Consider the following 21,866-nt stretch of genomic DNA (forward strand, 5'->3'; position numbering starts at 1 on the left):
TTTTAACTAAATTTGAAAAAGAACTTGTAGGATATTCTACAGGTTCTTTTTGTTATGATCAGTTACCTATATTATTGAAGAATTACATATAAAAAACGGGACAGTAATTAGATCTATGATCTAATTACTGTCCCGTTTAACTGTTTATCTGCATAGTTATTGAAGAATTAAACCTATTATCATAATTAAACTAAATACTATCATCCAGCCAAATGCACAATAGCCGAAGATTCTAATCCATTTAGGTAATTGATTCATGTTAATTTTATTTGTGGGAACTCCTTGCATAGAAAACATCATTTTTTGATCTCTATCTCTATTATTTTGTTGTTCATACATAACATCATCACCTTTCTAGAACTATTGTGTTTATAGTATACCTGCCTAAAAAAATTATGTATAGAATAGAAGGAGCTAGCTTACATCTAATGTGAAAAAAAGTTTAATTGTCCATGTCTCTAAGTGCTAACCATTTGGAATAAAGAAGTAATGTATCAGTTATACTATGTAATATTTCTTCATTACTAAATATGGTGGTAAGTATGAATAAGCAAACAATTACTTTATTTCAAGTTTCTATGATACTCATTGGTAGTATTGGGATAATTAATCATGTCATTATGATTCCTATGTTATTAGATACATCAGGTAGAGATTCGTGGATCTCTATCATATTAGTAAGCATCCTATACTTGCTTTGGATTTCAATAATATTCATCATATATAAAAACATAAAAAATGAACATTTGTTTTTGTGGCTAAAAAATAATTTCGGGAAATTCAGTGTATATCCAATCATATTCATAGTTGCACTTTATTTAATAACGATTGGTGTCGTTGCACTAAAAGAAACCTTAACCTTTTTCTCTTTTTATTTACCAGAAACACCTCACTTTGTATTAGGAATACTTTTTTCGTTGATTTGTCTCTATAATGCTACAAAAGGAATTCAATCTATTGCACTTACAACAGGTGTTTTGTTACCAATTGTATTTTTACTTGGTTTTTTTGTAATGTTTGCAAATGTTCCACATAAAGATTATTCTTTACTTCAGCCAATGATGGAAAATGGAATGAACCCAATATTTAGGGGAATGGTTTATCCTGCAGCAGGATTTCTAGAATTAATTTTTATTCTTTTTTTACAGCATCATATTTGTTCAAAAGTAAAATTATATCAATTGATTGCTTTAGGTATTGTTATTATTGGTATCACAATAGGCCCAGTTATGGCAGCTATTATAGAATTTGGTCCTTTCGCAGCAGCAAACCAACGATATCCAGCATTTGAAGAATGGAGACTTGTGTCAATAGGAAGGTACATTGAAAATTTAGACTTTCTCTCCGTGTATCAGTGGCTTGTAGGGATCTTTATTCGTCTATCGCTTGTTGTTTTTCTCATTCCAGATTTGTTATCAATTACAAATCGGAAAACAAGAAATCGGGTTATGTTTGCAATACTTTCATGTATTTTAGTAATAAGTATACTACCCATCAGTGACTCTAGTTTCTATAGGTTTGTATCTCAAATTGTTTTGCCAGTTTCAACATTAGGACTATTTTTGTTTTCTATATTACTAATGGTGTTTGTATGGGTTGTTAAATTTAAAAAAAGCTCTTGAAAGAGTATGAGTATATAATTTATATGAGGTTGCTGAGTTTGAAGGAGACAACGTAGATGAACAAACGAGTAGAATTAAACGAGAAGGTAATACTAGAGTGGTTTGAAGGATGCAATGATGTAAAAATAATAAAGCATAAATTGGATGAGGAAGAAAATACGAGTTCAGTATTATTTATGTATTGTCAAAACTTAATTGATAATACAAAATTAAAACAAGCCACATCATCTCAAGTTTGCAAAAAGCTTTTAATTAATTCTATAGAAGAATTTAACCTTTCAACATTAATTCCTCAGTTATCAGTAAAAAAATTAGATATAGTAAATTCGAATGAAACTATATCTAAGATTATATTTGAAGGTAACCTCCTCATTATTTTTGAAGAATATAAACAAGGGTATATAGTTGATATTGCCCAAATACCTACAAGATCAGTTGAGCAAACAAATACAGAGATGACCATTCGTGGTGGACGTGATGGATTTGTTGAAGAGTTAAACACAAATATAGGATTAATTAGAAAAAGGCTAAAAACAAGTTCTCTTAGTTATGAAGAATTTATTATTGGAGAAAGAACACAAACTAAAGTAGCCCTCTTGTATTTAAAAGATATTGCATCCCAAGATATCATTAATCAAGTTCGATTAAAATTAAGACAAATTAAAATAGATGGGATTGTTTCAAGTGCACAGATTGAAGAATTAATTACAAACAATCAATTTAGTGTATTTCCTTTAGTTGAATATACAGGACGTCCTGATTATGCTGTGAATTGTTTGTTGTATGGGCGTTTTATTTTATTAGTCGAAGGGTCACCGACAGCCACTATTGCTCCAGTTACGTTTCCTTTTTTTGTGAATACATCTGAAGATCAAGATTTTTTCTATATATTCGGTAGCTTTGTACGGCTTGTAAGTCTTTTGGGGATAGCAATTTCTATATTTCTTCCAGGAATTTGGATAGCATTAATTACATATCATCCTGATCAGATTCCCTATACGTTGTTAGCTACATTAAGCTTATCAAGAGAAGGGATTCCTTTTCCTGCTCCTTTAGAAGGGCTAATAATGATGACCTTATTTGAAGTTTTGAGGCAAGCAGGATTGCGTGTTCCTGCGGTATTTGGTCAAACATTATCTGTGGTAGGGGGATTGATTATTGGACAAGCCGCTATTAGTGCTGGAATTGTTTCAGCATCTATGGTCATTATAATAGCAATCTCGGTTGTTTCGACATTTGCTTTAACTAATCAGTCGGTAACAGGAATAATAAGTATATTGCGATATATAGTATTTGTAGTGTCTTCTTTATTAGGTATAGTAGGATTTATCTTCTGTGTTCTTGTGATGGCAATACATGTAGTGAATTTACGATCTTTTGGAGTCCCATTCTTTACACCATATTCACCCCCTGTATTTAAAAGTATGCTAGCAGCCACATTTAGAATTCCTTTCACGTATATGAAAAAAAGACCTGAAGAATTGCATACGCAAGATAATACAAGGAAAAGAGAGAGTACAGATGAAGAAAAATAAAAGAATAGTTGTATTTCTTTTTATGATGTGTACGTTTCTAACAGGGTGTTGGGATCAAAGAGAGTTGCATCACGTTCTATATATAAATAGTCTAGGTATCGATTTTAAAGATAATAATTATATCATCCGTCCGCAATTTATTAATTTCTCTAACATAGCTAAACAAGAAGGGAGCACTACCCGTAATTATAGCCAGGCCTATATTGGAAAGGGAAAAGGCTCCATTTTAGATGAGGCAGCATTTGATTTTTATAAGGGGGCTCAACAAGAAATCTCATGGGAGCATCTCAAAACAATTGTTGTAACAGAGCGATTTTTAAAACATGGTGACATAAATCAATTTAATGATTTTTTCTCTCGTTTTTTTCAATTTCGAGATACTATGTGGATATTTGGAACTAAGGAACCTTTAGAAAATATATTAGCAAACAATAATATTTTAAATATTTCTCAATTATATACAATCATTAATTTACCAAAAGAGATAACCAAGCAATATACAATAATAGATCCTTTACCTTTATATAAATTTCAAAGAAATTATTATGAACCTGGGATGACAACTCGTATTCCTTTCTTAGCTACGACTAAAGCATATTGGAAAAAAGGGCATACATCATTTCCAATGTTAAAATTTAGTGGTTATGGTTTTATAAGTGATAAATTCTATATAAATCATTTAAACAGCCATGATATTGCTGGGATTCGCTGGACGGATGGAAATACGAAACGAGCTCCATTACTTTTAAAATTTAATCAGAAAATTATTGGACATATAGTATTAAAAAACCCGAAGATAGATACAAAACATTTTGTGAAAAATGGAAAGTTACGCATACTTATGAACATCCATTTCGATGCTGATATTTTTCAATTAATACACTCTATGCCTGTAAATGATATTAAAAAAATTGCAGAGGCCCAAGTTGAAAAAGAAATTAAAACAACGTACCGAAAAGGAATCGAAAGAGGGATTGACACGTATCAGTTATCACATTCTTTATATCGTCAAAATAATAAATTATGGAAAAAACACAAAAAAGAGGGAGGGGTATTTCTTCAAAATAAAGAATTAGATTTAAATGTCTCGATTAATATAGCTACAAATGGAAAATCTAAAAATAAGCGTAATATGATTGAGCATTAGAATGGTTGAAAGTGAAAGGAAACATAAAATATTAACTCTAAATAAGAGATTCGAACGTGAAAGACCATTCTGTATTTTCTTTTTTGGTTTGTTTTGATGGTTCGGATTGAATATTACTATTAGAACAGCCTATAAGCGTTACACATGAAAGTAATACTACAGGTAGTATCTTTTTATAATGTGCAATGTGAAAAAACTTCTTTGAAACTATCATATATTTTCAATTTCTTTCAAGAATATATGGATTTTGTATAGGTTTTTACATACCTATACAATTAACAAATGCACTGGATAGCACTCCTCTTGTACAAAATGAGAGGACTACCAAGAACACCTTTTTTATACGTAATAGATAATCTTAGTAACACATTTGTTCCATTTATGATTAAGCTTTTTAACATATCTATTAACTTTGTTTTTAAGCATCGCAAACTCCATTTTTTTGAACTCCACTTAATTTAATATGGATTTAGAGTGAGTTTTTCTTGTAATGGGAATTTCAATTGGATAGCGCATATATAACAACCTCGTCTCGGATAGAATAAGGAATAACAACTACTGATTTCATTTTAAAGTTGGATGGTAGAAATAAAAAGCTTAAAAAACGAAAAGTCCCCCTAATTGATTCCTAATAAGATTATACTTGCTACAAAAACAAACAAACTCGCCCTACTAAGAGGGGAGTTTGTTTGTTTGTTTTTTAGATAAAGGAATGTTCATGCAAAATTGCACACTATGTTCCATATTTTTTATAGTATACTTTATATTTAGCGTTTCAAGAATTTGTTTAACAATATATAGTCCCAAACCACTTCCCCCAGTATTTCGATTCCTTGATTTTTCAATTCGATAAAATGGTTTGAAAATTTGTTGTATATCTTCATCTTTAATATTGACACCTGTATTTATAATTTGCATTTTGATTTGACCATGTTTAGAATCATTATTTAACTTGATATAGACTTTTTCATCATGTGGTGAATACATAACTGCATTATGGATAACATTTTTACATGCTTTTTCAAATAGAACACGATCTGTATAAACAGAAAAGTCAGAGTCAATTTCTTTTATTATTTGGATGCTTTTTTGAGAAGCGAAAAATTCGAGATCTTTTGTGATTGTACCTAATAACTTTGAAAGATTAACTTCTTCTATTTTTAGTTTAAAAGTGTGTTGTTCTAACTTTGACATACTTAAAATTTCACGAACTAATTGTTGCATACTTTCAATAATTTGATGATTTTTCTTTAAATATTGATCACGATTTTGATAAGGGCCAATATTGTATATCATCCCTTCTAAGTACCCTTTCATTACAGTAAGAGGGGACTTTAATTCATGTGCTACAATCGCAAAAAACTCTCTGCGTTTTGTTTCTATTTCTCTTTCTTTTTCAATATCATTTTTTAGTTGTTCATTTGCTTTTTTTAAATCGAACATAGCTTGTTGTAAGTTAATAGACATGTCGTTCAAACTATTAGATAACTCTCCTAACTCATCTGTAGAGCGAACCTCAATTTTTTCGGAGAAATCCAAATTTGCCATCTTTTGTGCACCCTCATTAATATAAATAAGTGGCTTTGTAATAAACCTGGAATAGAAATAAGCACTCCCTATACCAATTATGAGCACAATGATACTAATATAGGGGAGAAAACGCACTAATACCTGCGAAGCTTCATCAATTGGTTGAAATGTTGCGAACACTACAAGTGTTAAGCTACCATCTTGGAATTGAATTGGTTCCGTAACATTATATGAATTACTAATGGTACCTGCATTCTCAAATCGTGTGGCTTTAGTAACTACTGTTGTTTGTGTACCACTTTGAATAAAAGAAAATGAAGGCGAGTAAATAATTACTCCTTCTTTATTTTGAAGCGAAAGCATCGCGTTATTTTTTTTTGCGTATTCATCAAAAAGTGGTATCGCATCTTGAAATGTAAGATCTTTGGACTTATCAATTATTTCTTTTATCCCTGTTTGAAGTTGATCTGTTTTGTATTGCTCATAAAACGTAGGAAGAAAGAAGTATAAAGTTAAATAAATCAACACTGCAAAGGATAACAAAATGAGAGATGTAGTCATAAAGAGTTTATAAGTAATTCGCTTCATCTTCATGATTTTTAAAATTTTATTCATCAACTTTATAACCAATACCCTTTATTGTTTTAATGTAGGGGATAGCTAGTTTTTTACGTAGATTTTTAATATGTGTATCAATTATTCGTGTTTCTCCAAAATAATCGTATCCCCAAACTTTCTCTACGATATTTTCTCTTGTCAGTACTTTTCTCTCATTTTGAAATAGTAGTTGTAGAATTTCGAACTCTTTTGTCGTTAAGAAAATTTCAACATCATCTACATATACTCGATATGCATCAACATCAATTCGTACTTCTTTAAATATCAAATGATTATTTACATTGTTATCATAACTTCTTCTAAGTACTGCTTCGACTCGTCTAATCAAAACATGAAACGAAAAGGGTTTTGTTATATAATCATCAATCCCAAGATCGAACCCTTTCATTTGATCTTCCTCTTCTTCTAACGCAGTTAGTATAATAATTGGTATGTTTGACTGACTTCGAATCATTTTAGCAACTTCAAATCCATTAAGATTGGGCATCATTACATCTAGAAGAACTAAATCAAATGATTGCTTATTAAATTGTGTCATACCCTCTAGTCCATCTGAAGCAACTACCACTGTATACTGTTGTGTCATTAAAAATTGTTTAATTAATTCCTGAATTTCTTGATCGTCCTCAACCACGAGGATATGATAGTTTTTCATAATATCACCTCTGGTAGTCATTATAGCCGTACTATCTGTAGTTTATGTGGAGATACAGTAGGAAACTTTATAAGACGTTTAACGTATTAACTCCATTTTCAAGATTGTGTATTCTCCGTAAAAAAGATTATTACCGATATTCCTTTTTTATGTAGGAATATTTGTGTGCTTGAAAAAACTTATCATATAAAAAGTTGAACGATTAATATTTACGAAAAACTAATGTATAATAATGTAAATTACATGTAGTTTTTTTAACTGTTTGAAAATACACTTTCGATACTTTACTAGAAGGGAGAAAGGGAGATGAATTTAAATATAAAAGAAGCAAGCGAAATTCTAGAGCGTACGCCACAAACTTTGTAGTTTTTTTGCTAATTTAGTAAAGGCCTAAGGTGCGAACTAAGGATTATTTAAATCATGTGAGAAAGGTTGTGAATTTATTTGATGGGTTATAAAGCTATGCTGTTTGATTTAGATGATACGTTACTTAATAGGGATAAGGCAGTAGATACATTGTTTTTATTTGTTTTAGAAAAGTGTTATGAGGATGTTAGTGATACAGTAAAAAACAATATGCTACAGAAATTTAAAGAATATGATAAAAGGGAATACGGCATGAGTGATAAAACGATAGTTTTAGAATCATTGTTTGATGAATTTCCGCCGAAGTATAGATTACCACGCAATTACATCGAAGATTTTTGGAATGAAAAATTCCCTAAATGTTTTTCGATAGACCAAAATACTATTCATTTCTTAAATCATATAAAGAAGTACTTTAAAGTTGGAATTATCACAAATGGCTCAAGTCAGAGGCAAAGAGCTAAAATAATTAACACGAATTTAAACAATTACTTTGATACGATCATTATTTCTGAAGAAGTAGGATTTAGTAAACCGGATAAACGTATATTTGAACTAGCATTAAATAAGCTTAATGTGCAACCAGAAGATGTATTATTTGTTGGAGATGACTTAGAAAAGGATATTGCTGGTCCTCAAAATGTAAATATAAAAGGGATATGGTTTAATCCTCATAGAATCACAAATAAGACTGAAATAAAACCGTATTCTGAGATTGACACTTTTGATAGTTTATTAAGTTATATTACTCCGCAATTTTTTTATAATAAGTAAAAATATTGCGGAGTAATGAATTTTTATATTCTAAACAAATAATTAAGAAAGATTTTATTTACCGCATTGTAAGTAAAAACAAAGAAACACTTCAAGCTCTACTTAAGGGCAGTGACTTTATAGAAACACTCATTACTGGTAAATGTTTAAGAAATAAACAAACTAAAAATACAAGTAAGGAATGTATTCTTAATCTCGCATTGCCCCCGCCTCTCGAGAAGTCATTGCTCCTTGTCCTGCTCTTACATCATTTTGAATTTCTTGTTTTACTTTTTACGCATCAGTTGTAGCAAAATCTGATTTCATATTAGAAGCAGACTTTATAGCTTTTTTAGAATATTGCATACAAACCCTCCTCAATTTAATACTTTACAAACTTATTATTTACAAAAATACACTCTTCATCCCACGAATAGTTAAACACATTTTATTTAAAGTAAAGTGGGAATTATAAAAAGAAGAGTAAGGACAAGTGACAAGGTTTTAAATATGATTACATGCAGCGGAAAAATCTATTCAATATAGATGCTTTGTACAGAAGATTACCCCATAAGGCATTTATACAAGGCAAGAAACAAGAATAAGAAACGCTAATGATGTATTGGTGGCTACATGATATGGATGGAGACACTGGTTATTGGAAAGAGTATTTAGCGACAACATATCCTGAAGTGTTTGCATAAAAAAACCTCCAAATGGAGGCTTTTTTATTTAAGTAAAAAGTAAATTAAAGTAATAATTATATCTTCCCTTTTCATGTCACTCATGATTATATACATTCTATACAATGTAGAAGAACTGATGTTTGTGTTAAACTAAGAAATGAACAAAGGGGGAGTTTTCTTGAACAATTATAATGATACGATGCGAAATTTAGACAATATAGTTTACAAACCTAATAATTTAATGATAACGAATGTAAAAGAAGAAAAGCAAAACGCAGAATATGCAGGATGTATATTTCACTTAAATAACAAAACCATTCGTTTTAGAAAATCAAAAATTACTCCTAATAAAATTGGTCAATTTGTTTCTTTTTGGGAGAAAGATGACAATATGCAAAATCAAGCGTTTTCTTATGACGCTGCTCCTGATTTATTAGTTATCACTTGTATAGATGATAATAAACTAGGACAATTTATTTTCCCTAAAGAGATTCTTCTTAAGGAAAAAATCTTGAGAACAGAAAACCAAAAAGGCAAGATGGCTATGAGGATTTATCCAATCTGGGATAGCCCTGTTAGCAACCAAGCTAAAAAGAGTCAACTGTGGCAAATTCAATATTTTGTTGATTTAAGCAATCATAATAATTTACCTATAGACAAACTATTAAATTTGTATTCGTAGCTTCTTATCTTAAGTAATCTTATTGGTTAGACTTTTTGTACCGGTACAGTTAAACGAAATGCACATTGTTTCAGCACCCCATCAAATTTACAATCAGCATATACTATTTTAATCTATATATTTTAAGGGGTGCTGACTATGACAAATCTACAACATAAGCTGTTTACAAGATTGAACCTTGCAAAGCGTACTGAAGTTAAATTTGAGGAATTAAATACAATTCTCTTTGCATTTGCACACACTATACCATTTGAGAATTTAGATGTTATAGCCCGTAATACGAATATAATTACTATGGAAAATTTACAGAATAAAATTTTAACTAGTTCCCGCGGCGGGCTTTGTTATGAATTAAATACGCTTTTTTATTACTTTTTAAAAGATTGTGGTTATGATGTACAACTCGCATTAGGTACCGTATATAAAAATGATAGAAACGCATGGGCACTTGAGAATGGACATATAACGATTATTCTAAATTATGATAAAGTACGATACGTAATTGATGTAGGTATTGCTTCACTAGTACCTCTAGTCCCTGTACCTTTTACTGGTGAGTCTGTTTCTTCTAAAAATGGTACGTATCGAGTGAGACAAAAAGATACGAGTAAAGGGAATTACGTTCTAGAAAGAAAAGATACGAATGGTGAGTGGAAAGTTTGTCATGCTTTTTATAATCGTATAATTGATGAAGTAGTAGTGAATGATGTTCAAAAAAGAGTAATAGAAGATGAGAAATCTATTTTCAATAAGGGCCCAATTGCAGTCAAATTGACGGACTCTGGCCATGTCTCTTTAACAAATACTAGTTTAACTGAAATGATTCATGGTGAAAAAGCGAAACGTGAAATTACAGAAGATCAATATAAAGAGCTTTTATATACTTTATTTGCTATTGAGTTATGATAAAACAAATAGCTAGCCGGTTCTTATGAAGAATCGGTTATTTTAATTTAAAACAATTATTAAAGTTTGATTTTCTTAATAGATATAATACACTAGAACAGTATGAAAAAGTATAAACAACGAATTTTGAATGTAAAGGAAGATCTTCATGTCAATTATCGATAAATTGAAACTTAATAAGTATACGAATATGGTTGTTATTAATGAACCAAGTGATTACGAAGTTTTTACAGGAAAAGAAACTGTATTTTCAAAAGAACACGATGCCATTTTTATTTTTGTAGAAACACTGGATGAAATGGTGAAACAAACGAATTATATTATTAGTAATGAAGAATTATTAATTGAAAAAGGATACGTATTCTTCGCATATCCGAAAAAAGGTAATTCTCGCTACAGTACGTTTATTCACCGTGATGAGATGTTTCCAGCATTAAACGTTGGAGAAGATGGATATGTGGGAGAAAGCGATATTAAATTTGCGCGAATGGTAAGTATGGATGATATTTTTACTGTTGTAGGTTTAAAGCGTGAGAAGAAAAAAGCGACAAAAACGCCTGCAATGAGCCAATGTGTAGCTGATTATGCAGATCGAATTCAAGATGTTGAAGCTTTATTAGCTAATCACCCAAATGAACTTAAGTTTTATCAAAGTTTAACACCTGGATACAAAAAAGATTGGGCACGTAATTTGTTTTCTGTAAAACAAGAAAAAACACGTGAAAAACGTCTTGAGAAAATGATTGAAATTCTTTCGCAAGGATATAAAACAATTGAATTATTTCGTAAAAAGAAAAAGTAAGACTAGGCAATTCACAATGATGCAACAATTAATTGTATTTGGCACATTGAAAAAAGGATTCCTTTCAGTATACTAAAGTATGTTCTTATATTTAAATAATTAGCAAAAGAGAAAAGGTGTTTGAAATGAAATCGTATATTGTAGTTGGAGCGGGTATTTTAGGGGCGTCTACTGCTTACCATCTTGCTAAGGCTGGCGCGAATGTTATTATCGTGGATCGTCAACAAGTTGGTCAAGCAACAGATGCAGCAGCAGGTATTGTCTGTCCATGGCTTTCGCAACGTCGTAATAAAGCATGGTATAAAATCGTTAAAGGCGGTGCACGTTACTATTCTTCGTTAATTCAGCAATTAGAAGATGACGGTGAAACGGACACAGGTTATAACCGTGTAGGTGCAATTAGTTTACATACTGATGAGAAAAAACTTGATCAAATGGAAGAACGAGCGTATAAACGTCGTGAAGATGCCCCAGAGATTGGTGAAATCACTCGCTTATCAGCTGAAGAAACAAAAAAATTATTCCCGGCATTATCAGAAGAATTTAGTTCTGTTCATATTAGTGGTGCTGCAAGAGTAAATGGAAGATTATTACGTAATGCATTAATAAGCGCTGCGAAAAAACATGGTGCAACTTTTATAAAAGGAGATGCAGTATTAGTCCGTGAAGGTAATCATATTACGGGAGTTATAGTAAACGATGAAACTATTTTAGCAGAAAAGGTTATTGTAACTGCAGGTGCATGGGCGAACGAAATCTTAAACCCTTTAGGAATTAATTTCTTAGTTACGTTCCAAAAAGGACAAATTGTTCACTTGCGAATGGAAAATACAGCAACAGAAAATATGCCAGTTGTTATGCCACCAAATGATCAATACATTTTAACATTTGACAATGGTCATGTCGTAATTGGTGCAACACATGAGAATGATACTGGTTTCGATCACCGTGTAACGGCTGGTGGTTTAAATGAAGTATTCCATAAAGCATTAACAGTTGCACCTGGCTTAGAAGATGCTACTATGCTTGAGACGAGAGTTGGATTTAGACCGTTTACTCCAGGATTCTTACCTGTTATCGGACCGCTTCCTAACTTCGACGGTATTCTTGTTGCAAACGGATTAGGAGCTTCAGGTTTAACTGCTGGTCCATATTTAGGATCAGAACTCGCTAAATTAGCGCTAGGACAACCAATTGAATTAGATTTAAACGATTATGACGTTGCAGGCGCAATTGAATAACATCGGGTATGAAAAAAATACACTAAGCAAATTTGATAGAAAATAAGCGTTTTTTTCTTCGTGAAGAATTAGACAGTTTATGAAAAATAAAATTCTTCAAAAATAGAGGGCTGACACCATAAACCTGCATTATTAATGTAGAATTATGATGTCGGCTCTTTATTCATATGTATTTAAAGCTTATTTTCGAGAGGAGGTTAAGCAATGAGAGCACCATATCAAGTATTAATATTTCCTTACATAAAAATTGACGACTCTATTCAATATGCGATTTTCAAACGAAGTGATTATGGTTATTGGCAAGGCATAGCTGGTGGTGGAGAAGACGGTGAGATTCCTATTGAATCAGCAAAACGTGAAGCGTTTGAAGAGGCCGGTATTACAAGAGAATGTTCATATATACAATTAGATTCCGTGTCTTCACTACCAGTAGAGGATGTAGTTGGAGGATTCCTATGGGGAGATGACGTTTATGTAATAAAAGAATTTTCTTTTGGAGTTAAAGTACCTACAAAAAACATCTCATTATCTAAAGAACACTTACATTATAAATGGTTATGCTTTGAGGAAGCAGTAACGTATTTGAAGTGGGATAGCAATAAAACAGCATTGTGGGAATTAAACAAAAGACTATTAAATCAATAAAAGTGTTAGCTAACAACGATAGTAGAGGAACAAGAATTGAACACTACTAAAAATCAAACATGGATTTGGCATGGTCAATGAACCAAGAGAACTTGCACTAAGAAAAGCTCTATACAGTTGCCTCTGAAAAAATGAAAATAGTTAGAAATATTTTTTTGTTGTATGGTTTTTGGCTCTGAATAGCGGAATACATATTAAGTATTCAACAGTTCAAATAAAACGAGCCATCTTTTTATTTGAAGAAGAAAGATGACTCGTTTTATGCTAAAATTCGCTTAGTGTATATTTTCGTTAAAATGTGGGTAAGCCCCTTTTAGCAAAACCGGAGTGGAAATGATGAGTGTAAATTGTTTTGTGGGATTGATAAAGGATGAATTATTAAAAGAGGTAATCATAAGAAGTGAGGACGAATTTGAGCCTGTAGTAGTTAAAGATATTCCTAGACTTTGGAAGTGTTTAGGGAAAGGTAATTATGCTGCAGTATTCATGCATAGCAAATACAAAGATTGGGTAGTGAAAGTTTACGCGCGAGAAGGAGAAGGAATTGAAAAAGAGTCAGAAGTATACCGCAGAATCGGAAATCATCCTTCTTATTCAAAGCTTATATATAAAGGAGAAAATTTCATAGTATTGAAACGTTTAAAAGAAATTACCTTATACGATGCTATTCATAAGGGAATTAAAATTCCTAAGCAGGTAATCCTTGATATAAATAAAGCTTTAGAGTATGCAAGGAAACAAGGATTAACTCCTTGTGATGTTCACGGAAAAAATGTGATGATGGAAAAAGGAAGGGGATATGTAGTCGATGTATCTGATTTCTTAAAAACAAAAGAAGATAGTAAGTGGAGAGACCTAGAAAAGGCATATTTTACATTTTATTTGCCTTTCATTTATAAATTGCCTTTCCCTGTTAAAATACCGTATTTTATGTTAAACATTGTTAGACGTTCGTATAGAAAATATAAGAAACTTAAAAAGAAATTCGAATTGTAAAAAGATCACATACTTATAAGTGGACCACTAGTAAACAAAAGGACCGTACATTTCTAAAATGTACGGTCCTAATCTTATATATATTTTTATTAGTTATTTCACTATCAATTCCAAAACGAGATATTTTGAATAAATGAAACCGTCAAAATAAGTGTTGATGCGGAACCAGTAGTTAATAACATTACTATTTTTCGTCCATTCTGTTCTTTTGAAGATTTTATAAGTTCTGTAATCAACACAATCCATATTATTATAGAAACTATAGAAATAATATTTATAGACATATGTAACACATCCCTTCGTGTTTTTACATAAACATTTCTTTTTTTATAAATCAAAAGCAGTGTAACAATAAAATATGTATAGCATTACAAATCAATATTTTCCTGTTAAACCACCTTTTTTAAATAGAAATACGACTGATAAAACGATAAAAACAGCCTTCAAACTGCCCCAATATGGATAAATAGCATGATCTGTTAGATTAGCATGCTGAAAAATGTTCTCTAATCCAAAAATCCCAATAATGACCGCTAAAAGAAAAGCAGCTTTTCCAATAGTCGTATTACGATAGAGGGTAAATAAATATAGCGCAAATATAAGTGGTAAGATGATTTGTAGTAAAAGTGTCATAAGTAGCCCCCTAGTTTATTTATAATTACATTATATACAAAATTGTAATAAAAAGGAATGCTACTTATTTGATACTAATGAGATCACTCTAATCATACTCTTCTATTAAAAAGAATATAAAGGGGTGTAAAGTTAATTGACAAAAGTTAAGGTTCATTTACGACCCATTGTTCGTAACATAAATTTACCGACTGTCATAAAAACAGCAATACTTCCAGGTGAATCAGTTGAAAGACTATTTATCGCAACCCAATTAGGAGAGGTTTTTTACATAGGCGATGGAGTCATAAAAACATTTTTAAATATTCGTCAACGTATTATTAAATTAGGTACATCTGAAGAAGGTGTCTCTAGTAGCGGCTATGATGAACGTGGATTGCTCGGACTTGCGTTTCATCCACAATTTTATCAAAACGGTTTATTTTATCTTCATTATTCAGTAGCTGGAACTCAAGGACCCGGTGCACTTTCTGAACAATTTAAACCGAATCCTTGTGACCCGAAAACTTTAAATTTAAAGTGGGTTAATAGAAATACGCAATATGATCATATTGATACAATTGAAGAATGGATTTTACAATCAAACGGGCAACCTCAAAAACGTAGAACATTACTTCATATAAAACGCCCATTTTTTAATCATAATGGAGTAAATACTTTAAACTTTTCTCCAGAGACGGGGAAACTTGTATTTACAAATGGAGATGGTGGGTCGGGTTATGATCCGTTTAATTTAAGCCAAGATGATTTAGAAATAGCAGGTAAAATAATTGAAATCGATGTAAGTAGAGATACATTCATAAATAATCCTCCAGTAGTTACACGCTTTAATGAACTTCCTCTATCTATACAAGAAACACTTACATTAATTGCGAAAGGCGTCCGTAATATAACCGGCATTTCATTCCAAAGGTTTTATAATCAATATATTAAATATGCAGGTAATGTCGGACAGGATATTGTAGAGTCTATTTTTTCATTTGTTCAGTATAAACCAATTCCGGTTACCGAACTTAATAAAATGCAGGTAATGAGATTCACTTCTAATCAAGATGGATTTATTAATTTTGGTTGGAGAGGATGGGAAGGAGAATTACCTACTTCTTTTATACGGCACTGTGCTGATAATCCTACTTTAGATGAGAGAACAATGGTTTATTATAATGAAACAATAGAATTATCCGTAAAGCGTATGCAGCCGCTCATTAGTTATTTTCATAAAGACCCGAGACCAGATAAGTTTGGAGGAACTTCACTTACAGGCGTTCAGCCATATATGGGAACTGCAATCCCAAATTTATATGGTAGCGTTGTATTTACTGATCTTGCTAAGAAAGAAGAATCTCGGCCGCCAGTTAAAGGTGTTTTAGCATATACTAAAGCCGATACAGAAGATAAACATAATGACTTTCATGTTATTGAAACCAATTATGATTTTGGTACGCAAGCAGCTTATTATATGAGTTTAGGAACAAATTTGGATCAAACTAGGTTATATTTAGGAGTTTACGGTTCTATGAAAGTAACTGATTTTAACAAAGGTACCATATTTGAAATTATTCCTTAAAAAGATATACACTTATAGTTTATCCCCTAAAGGTCTTCTTTATAAACGTCTATTGTATTGTGATTGATAATAAGCAGAAAGCAAATCATAAACAACTAGTGTATGAATAATATAGAAAGTGATGAATGAGATATCTTTAGGGGGTATATTGATGAATCGGTTTGTACGTTATTGGTGTCAACTTATGATAGAGAATGATGCGAACTTTGTTCATAAAAGAAAATTGTCCCTAGCAAATAAGCTAGTCATTACAGCTTTAATGAGTGCTTTAGCCACCATGTTTCAAGCAGCGGGGAATTTAATTCATGGTATAGGGTTATTCATTAGTCCTTTTGCGACATTACCAATTTTTTTGGCTATTTGCTACTCTATTCGTGAGGGAGTACTTTCTTATATCCTTACTATTCTCTTATTATTTATTATCGAGCCAAGTGAACTAATTGTTTTTCCCTTTACTACAGGTTTATTAGGTATAGCCTTAGGGCTTTCCTTTATACAATTCAAGAGGAGAATTTGGGTTGTTTCCTTTTCTGCGATTTGTCTACTTATAGGAATTATGATAGTTCTCGATATTTTCCGTTTTCCCGTACTTGGTCCTACTATTCATACAACTATGGATATAAAAATTATTTCATCTATATTTATACTGAGCTTTCTATACTGCTGGATCTATGCAGGGCTTTGTAGCATATTGTTGAATAGAGTATATAAAGCATTGTTTTAACAATTGTATAGAATGGAGAATTAAAACATGTATAACGTTGCAATTAGGAGACCAAATTCGGATGATTTAGAGGAACTTCACTTGTTTTTCCGTATAGTTATTACGAATACATATAAAGACGAAGGATTATCACAACAATTGAATGACATAGAAAATGAAATTAACATGAAAAAGCAATATTTGAAAATAGATTTTGATAGTAATGGAGAAAAACGTTACTTTTTATTAGCGATTGATACAAATAACGATAAAATCATTGGAACAATTGAAGTTGGCCCAGTAAGTACATTGATTACTAGTTGTACAAGCGGTGTACTTAAGGATTTGTATGAAATAGGAACTGTATTTATACTCCCAGAGTATCAAAGAAAGGGTATCGGGAGATTACTGCTGCATACAATGTTTCTTACGTTACTTAGCAGAGGAATAACAGAATTTTGTTTAGATAGTGGATACAGAAAAGCGCAAAGTATATGGACGAAGAAGTTTGGAGAGCCTAGTTATGTACTAAAAGATTATTGGGGAGAATCAAGTGATCATATGATTTGGAAGAAGAGTTTACATGATACACCTATAATATTTGAATTATAAAATGAAATATGCCTATGAACGTAGCTTTTCTTACATATGTATGCTATTATTTATCTTTATAATAAAAGAGGACGTGAATGAACTTGATTAAAATTAGTATCCCTGAAGTTGATGTTACAATTACTGAACGTAAACAAGTTATTAGAGGAGACGAGCCAAGAATTACGCCAATCAATGGTTTTATCGATTTCCACTTGTTCCCTAGAGATAAAGGCGGCATTTTTATGTTTTACAATATTAATGACGAACTACTTTTCGTAGGTAAAGCTCGTAAAATTAGACAACGTATTAAGAAGCATTTCGAAGACAATGTTTCACCAATTAAAAATCACCGTGATGAAGTATATCGCATTGATGCATGTATCGTAGAAGATCCAACAGAAAGAGAAATTTATGAAACATATATCATTAATGAATACAAAGCAAAATATAACGTTGATAAAGTATTCTATAAATAAGTAATAAAAAAAACAATCCTAGTACATATACTGGGATTGTTTTTTTATTTAAATTTATTCCTCATATTTTTCTCCTTTTTTTAAATGATTCGCAGCAATAAAGCAGCATACTCCTATACATATAAGTACAATTCCAATCGTTTTATGTTTTCCCAAAAAGAAAGGAATATCAGAAATAATATTTGTCATACATAATCCTACAAACACAAGGATCGGTCCTAGCCAAAGTAATACATTGCCGAATTTTGTGTGCTTCCACATAATAACCCTCCTCAACCCTCTTTACATATATATCCATAAATTGAAAGTAAATTCATAGAGAAATATAGTTTTTTTCATATCAAAAATTTAACCTTCATATATTGGTACAAGCAAACAAGAAAGGGGACCATCATGAATTGGTTAGAAGCTTTTATATTAGGGATTATACAAGGTTTAACAGAGTTTTTACCGATAAGTAGTACAGGTCATCTTTATTTAGGAAGACATTTGTTTCAATTAGATAAAGCAGGATTGTTTTTAGATACGATGCTGCATATTGGTACTTTACTTGCAGTGTTTATTTATTACAAAAAAGAATTTATATATTTAATCAAAAATCCATTTTCAAAACTAATGCTATTACTTATTGTCGGGACGATACCTGCGGTTGTAATTGGATTGTTATTTAAAGACTTTTTTGAGGATATTTCAAAAACAGGTATTACGATTGGTTGGGAGTTTTTAGTGACAGGGTTCTTTCTCTACATGGCGGATAAACAAAAGAATGGTCGTAAAAAAATGGACGACATTACATATAAAGATGCATTTATCATCGGTTCATTTCAAGCGGTTGCTATTTTCCCTGCAATTTCTCGTTCTGGTATGACAATCGTCGCTGCATTATGGAGAAAGTTAGACCGCGAAACCGCAGCTTACTTTTCTTTTTTATTATCAACACCAGCCATTGTCGGAGCAATCATTTTGCAATTTGTAGATGTTTTTCAAGGGAAAGCAGAATCTATTTCTAGTACATCTTTAATTGTTGGAACGTTATCAGCTGCGTTTTTCGGTTACATAGCTGTTTCGTGGATGATTCAGTATTTAAAACGTCACTCCTTAAAAGTATTCGCTTATTACGTCTGGGGATTAGGTATTTTAATTTTAACGTTACAATTTACTCATGTGTTTTAATTATAATGATAAAGAAGTTAATGAGTTTAAGATCCTGTTTCATTCATATAAGGCAGGATTTCTTTTTATTAAGGGGGAAAACATGTTTAATAAGGCTATCGTTATTGGCGGAAGTATCGCAGGAAAGCTCGCAGCAAAAGCATTATCAACTGCTTTTAAAGAAGTAATCATTATAGAGGCCGGTGAAAAATGGGATGGAAAGTCCTCGAGAAAAAGAGTCCCACAAAGTAATCATCCTCATGTGTTATTAAAAGGTGGAGAAAAAGCCATTGAGGAATTGTTTCCTAATATTACGAATGAATTAATAGAAGCAGGTAGTGTCGTACATAACTTTACTCGTGATTTAAAATGGCATCAATTTGGTTTATGGAAACAGCCATTCAGAGGAGAAGTACATATGATTCAGCAAAGTCGTTCTATGCTCGAATCACATATTCAAAAACGCATTGAACAAATTTCAAATATTACTATTAAATATGAAACATTGGTTGAAGGGTTAGTAGTAAATGAAAAGCTTAATAAAGTGTGCGGAGTAAAAATGGAATGTTTAAATACAGAAAATCAAGAAGAAGTTCATGCAGATATTATTGTTGATGCAAGTGGATTCGGTTCAAAAAGCATAGCGTGGTTACGAGAATACGAAATTGAAGTGCAAGAAGAGAAAGTACGTATTGATTTATTTTACGTAACGAGAATGTTTAAACTTAAAGAAAATGAGAAATTAGACTGCTGTAATATGCTAATGTCTCCAAGTTTCCCTGACAATCCGTATGGTGTTCTTATTCAAACGATTGAGGATCATCGTTATTTTGTTACTTTCAGCGGATATGCAAATGAGAAAGCACCACAAACAGATGATGAATTTTATGATTTTGCTGAAAACTTATCAATCCCTAATGTTACAGATTTTCTTAACAAAGCTGTGGCAATTTCAGATATCAAAACGTATAAAATTCCTTATCAAGTACGTCGGAGATTTGATCTCACCACAAATATGCCAGAAGGATTATTAGTCGTTGGAGATGCACATTGTCGTTTTGATCCTGTTTTCGGGCAAGGTGTTTCAGTTGCAGCTATGGAAGCTCACCAATTGCAGTTACTTTTACAAAGGAGACAAAAGCTCGATCATGCATTTACACAGCAGTTTTATAAAGAGACCGCTTATATCATACAAACTCCGTGGAAAATGACAACAACGGAAATATCACGTCATCCACAGCTAAAAAGAGAATTAACGATAAAACAAAAATTTCAGCTATGGTATACGAAACAAATATATCAACTATCTGCAACTGATTCTGACGTTTATATTCGATTAGTAAAGGTGATGAATTTAATTCGTAGCCCATTTCACCTATTTCATCCAAAAGTGCTATTTGCTGTGTTACTGAAGCAAAAAAAATAGCAGGAAAATCGTTGATTAAAAAAGAATATATAACAGTTAGTAGATATAGAAGGGGTAATCGAGATGAAAATATACATAGAACAATTAAAGAAACACGATGCTAAAGATTTATTTACGTTTGAACTTACGAATAAGTCTTTTTTTGAAACAATGGTACCTAATCGTGGCTCGCAATATTTTGATTTTGAATATTTCCAAAAACTACTAGATGATTTGTTAATAGAACAGGCGGATGGAGAATCTTATTTTTATTTAATTCGTAACGAAGAAAGTGAAATTGTAGGAAGAATAAATTTAGTAGATATAGATTCGGAAACTCGAATCAGTTCGTTAGGTTATCGGGTCGGAGAAAAGTTTACTAAAAAAGGAGTTGCAACAGAAGCTGTAAAATTAATTTTAGACGTAGCGAAAAACAATGAAATTAATGAGGTTCATGCTAAAACAACTACTAATAATCTTGCATCACAAATTGTACTAGAAAAAAGCGGATTTTCTTCTTATCAAAACGAAGCAGATACAACATCTGTAGTATTAAATGGAGAACATGTGAATTTTGTACATTATATTTGGAGAAATACTTCGCGCTTATAATAAGGGGGACTTATTCATGAATGATTTACGTTATCCAATTGGGCAATTTACATATAAACGTCCTATAACGGAAGAAATGATTGATACATGGATTCAAGAAATTGAAGATTTACCTAATGAACTAACGAAGGCAATTAAAGATTTAGATCAGAAACAGTTAGACACACCGTACCGCGTTGGTGGATGGACAGTTCGTCAAGTAGTCCATCACATTGTTGATAGCCATATGAATAGTTACATACGCTTTAAATTAGCACTAACAGAAAAGAATCCAACGATTAAACCATATAAAGAAGAAAAGTGGGCAGAATTACCTGATTCTAAATTACCAGTAGATGTTTCACTAGTAATGTTAGAATCATTACATAAAAGATGGGTTAACCTTTTATATTCTTTAGAACTTGAAGATTTAGAAAAGACATTTAACCACCCAGAGACTGGTGAAACAAAACTTGCTGTTGCAATTGGACTATACGCATGGCACGGACGTCATCATACGGCTCATATAACTTCATTAAGAAAGCGACTAAATTGGTAGTA

24 protein-coding genes and 1 pseudogene are annotated in these 21,866 nt (G+C 31.6%); 18 read left to right on the top strand and 7 right to left on the bottom strand.

Annotated features, from left to right (window positions below):
* Positions 1–156: 156 nt before the first annotated feature.
* Positions 157–339 (bottom strand): hypothetical protein, encoded by a 183-nt coding sequence (locus ACTFRS_RS04735; protein WP_071716333.1) that lies wholly within the window; start codon positions 337–339, stop codon positions 157–159.
* A gap of 203 nt (positions 340–542) precedes the next feature.
* Between ACTFRS_RS04735 and ACTFRS_RS04740 the strand changes: the two genes are divergently transcribed.
* From ACTFRS_RS04740 to ACTFRS_RS04750, 3 genes are read left to right on the top strand one after another with little or no spacing between them, the layout of a single operon-like run.
* Complete coding sequence (locus tag ACTFRS_RS04740; RefSeq protein ID WP_139865765.1) at positions 543–1,622, top strand: endospore germination permease; 1,080 nt, start codon at positions 543–545, stop codon at positions 1,620–1,622.
* Positions 1,623–1,678: 56 nt separating this feature from the next.
* Positions 1,679–3,157: a spore germination protein gene (locus ACTFRS_RS04745; protein WP_242293548.1), complete on the top strand. Its 1,479-nt coding sequence runs from the start codon at positions 1,679–1,681 to the stop codon at positions 3,155–3,157.
* Positions 3,144–4,304, top strand: coding sequence for a Ger(x)C family spore germination protein (locus tag ACTFRS_RS04750; RefSeq protein ID WP_139865763.1), 1,161 nt, complete (start codon positions 3,144–3,146; stop codon positions 4,302–4,304). The genes ACTFRS_RS04745 and ACTFRS_RS04750 overlap by 14 nt, the downstream gene beginning before the upstream one ends.
* A gap of 70 nt (positions 4,305–4,374) precedes the next feature.
* Here ACTFRS_RS04750 and ACTFRS_RS04755 read toward each other — a convergent pair.
* The 3 genes and pseudogenes from ACTFRS_RS04755 to ACTFRS_RS04765 form a co-directional block, all read right to left on the bottom strand.
* Positions 4,375–4,518 (bottom strand): annotated as a pseudogene (locus ACTFRS_RS04755) (class A beta-lactamase); the annotation flags it as partial.
* Positions 4,519–4,976: 458 nt separating this feature from the next.
* The gene (locus ACTFRS_RS04760) at positions 4,977–6,449 is read right to left on the bottom strand and encodes a sensor histidine kinase (RefSeq protein ID WP_139865762.1); all 1,473 of its coding nucleotides are present in this window, start codon (positions 6,447–6,449) and stop codon (positions 4,977–4,979) included.
* Positions 6,442–7,107, bottom strand: a complete 666-nt coding sequence (locus ACTFRS_RS04765) for a response regulator transcription factor (RefSeq protein ID WP_242293550.1) — start codon at positions 7,105–7,107, stop codon at positions 6,442–6,444. The genes ACTFRS_RS04760 and ACTFRS_RS04765 overlap by 8 nt, the downstream gene beginning before the upstream one ends.
* A 447-nt stretch (positions 7,108–7,554) precedes the next feature.
* Between ACTFRS_RS04765 and ACTFRS_RS04770 the strand changes: the two genes are divergently transcribed.
* From ACTFRS_RS04770 to ACTFRS_RS04800, 7 genes are all read left to right on the top strand, one after another.
* Positions 7,555–8,247 (top strand): HAD family hydrolase, encoded by a 693-nt coding sequence (locus tag ACTFRS_RS04770; RefSeq protein WP_242293596.1) that lies wholly within the window; start codon positions 7,555–7,557, stop codon positions 8,245–8,247.
* Between the two features lie 822 nt (positions 8,248–9,069).
* Complete coding sequence (locus ACTFRS_RS04775) at positions 9,070–9,594, top strand: MepB family protein (RefSeq protein WP_139865760.1); 525 nt, start codon at positions 9,070–9,072, stop codon at positions 9,592–9,594.
* A 138-nt stretch (positions 9,595–9,732) separates the two neighbouring features.
* Positions 9,733–10,500, top strand: a complete 768-nt coding sequence (locus ACTFRS_RS04780; RefSeq protein ID WP_139865759.1) for an arylamine N-acetyltransferase family protein — start codon at positions 9,733–9,735, stop codon at positions 10,498–10,500.
* 148 nt (positions 10,501–10,648) lie between these two features.
* Positions 10,649–11,302, top strand: coding sequence for a YdeI/OmpD-associated family protein (locus ACTFRS_RS04785; protein WP_242293551.1), 654 nt, complete (start codon positions 10,649–10,651; stop codon positions 11,300–11,302).
* Positions 11,303–11,427: 125 nt separating this feature from the next.
* Positions 11,428–12,543: an NAD(P)/FAD-dependent oxidoreductase gene (locus ACTFRS_RS04790; protein WP_139865757.1), complete on the top strand. Its 1,116-nt coding sequence runs from the start codon at positions 11,428–11,430 to the stop codon at positions 12,541–12,543.
* Between the two features lie 204 nt (positions 12,544–12,747).
* Positions 12,748–13,188, top strand: coding sequence for an NUDIX hydrolase (locus ACTFRS_RS04795; RefSeq protein WP_139865756.1), 441 nt, complete (start codon positions 12,748–12,750; stop codon positions 13,186–13,188).
* Between the two features lie 333 nt (positions 13,189–13,521).
* Positions 13,522–14,184, top strand: a complete 663-nt coding sequence (locus ACTFRS_RS04800) for a serine/threonine protein kinase (RefSeq protein ID WP_173601659.1) — start codon at positions 13,522–13,524, stop codon at positions 14,182–14,184.
* A 104-nt stretch (positions 14,185–14,288) separates the two neighbouring features.
* On the opposite strand, the gene ACTFRS_RS04805 is transcribed toward ACTFRS_RS04800, so the two are convergent.
* Positions 14,289–14,468 carry a hypothetical protein gene (locus tag ACTFRS_RS04805; protein ID WP_242293552.1) on the bottom strand — a complete coding sequence of 60 codons (180 nt, stop codon included), beginning with the start codon at positions 14,466–14,468 and terminating at the stop codon, positions 14,289–14,291.
* Positions 14,469–14,559: 91 nt separating this feature from the next.
* Positions 14,560–14,817: a hypothetical protein gene (locus ACTFRS_RS04810; protein ID WP_242293553.1), complete on the bottom strand. Its 258-nt coding sequence runs from the start codon at positions 14,815–14,817 to the stop codon at positions 14,560–14,562.
* Positions 14,818–14,953: 136 nt separating this feature from the next.
* Here ACTFRS_RS04810 and ACTFRS_RS04815 point away from each other — a divergent pair, with 136 nt between their 5' ends.
* From ACTFRS_RS04815 to ACTFRS_RS04830, 4 genes are all read left to right on the top strand, one after another.
* Entirely contained in the window at positions 14,954–16,384 is a 1,431-nt protein-coding gene (locus tag ACTFRS_RS04815; RefSeq protein ID WP_139865754.1) for a PQQ-dependent sugar dehydrogenase, read from the top strand.
* A 151-nt stretch (positions 16,385–16,535) separates the two neighbouring features.
* The gene (locus ACTFRS_RS04820) at positions 16,536–17,108 is read left to right on the top strand and encodes a hypothetical protein (protein WP_139865753.1); all 573 of its coding nucleotides are present in this window, start codon (positions 16,536–16,538) and stop codon (positions 17,106–17,108) included.
* Positions 17,109–17,135: 27 nt separating this feature from the next.
* Positions 17,136–17,699 carry a GNAT family N-acetyltransferase gene (locus ACTFRS_RS04825; RefSeq protein WP_139865752.1) on the top strand — a complete coding sequence of 188 codons (564 nt, stop codon included), beginning with the start codon at positions 17,136–17,138 and terminating at the stop codon, positions 17,697–17,699.
* 77 nt (positions 17,700–17,776) lie between these two features.
* Complete coding sequence (locus tag ACTFRS_RS04830) at positions 17,777–18,157, top strand: nucleotide excision repair endonuclease (RefSeq protein ID WP_001048949.1); 381 nt, start codon at positions 17,777–17,779, stop codon at positions 18,155–18,157.
* Between the two features lie 54 nt (positions 18,158–18,211).
* Here ACTFRS_RS04830 and ACTFRS_RS04835 read toward each other — a convergent pair whose 3' ends face one another.
* Positions 18,212–18,418 (bottom strand): hypothetical protein, encoded by a 207-nt coding sequence (locus ACTFRS_RS04835; RefSeq protein ID WP_139865751.1) that lies wholly within the window; start codon positions 18,416–18,418, stop codon positions 18,212–18,214.
* A 132-nt stretch (positions 18,419–18,550) separates the two neighbouring features.
* Between ACTFRS_RS04835 and ACTFRS_RS04840 the strand changes: the two genes are divergently transcribed.
* The 4 genes from ACTFRS_RS04840 to ACTFRS_RS04855 all read left to right on the top strand — a co-directional run bounded on the left by ACTFRS_RS04840 (position 18,551) and on the right by ACTFRS_RS04855 (position 21,864).
* Positions 18,551–19,330: an undecaprenyl-diphosphate phosphatase gene (locus tag ACTFRS_RS04840; protein WP_139865750.1), complete on the top strand. Its 780-nt coding sequence runs from the start codon at positions 18,551–18,553 to the stop codon at positions 19,328–19,330.
* An 82-nt stretch (positions 19,331–19,412) separates the two neighbouring features.
* Complete coding sequence (locus tag ACTFRS_RS04845; RefSeq protein WP_440024104.1) at positions 19,413–20,735, top strand: FAD-dependent oxidoreductase; 1,323 nt, start codon at positions 19,413–19,415, stop codon at positions 20,733–20,735.
* Positions 20,736–20,798: 63 nt separating this feature from the next.
* On the top strand, positions 20,799–21,326 hold the full coding sequence (locus tag ACTFRS_RS04850) for a GNAT family N-acetyltransferase (RefSeq protein ID WP_139865748.1): 528 nt from the start codon (positions 20,799–20,801) through the stop codon (positions 21,324–21,326).
* A 16-nt stretch (positions 21,327–21,342) separates the two neighbouring features.
* Positions 21,343–21,864: a YfiT family bacillithiol transferase gene (locus tag ACTFRS_RS04855; protein ID WP_139865747.1), complete on the top strand. Its 522-nt coding sequence runs from the start codon at positions 21,343–21,345 to the stop codon at positions 21,862–21,864.
* Positions 21,865–21,866: the final 2 nt, after the last annotated feature.

The sequence above is a fragment of the Bacillus cereus group sp. MYBK139-1 genome, from assembly GCF_051916915.1.
GTDB classification, from domain to species: Bacteria; Bacillota; Bacilli; order Bacillales; family Bacillaceae_G; genus Bacillus_A; species Bacillus_A pacificus.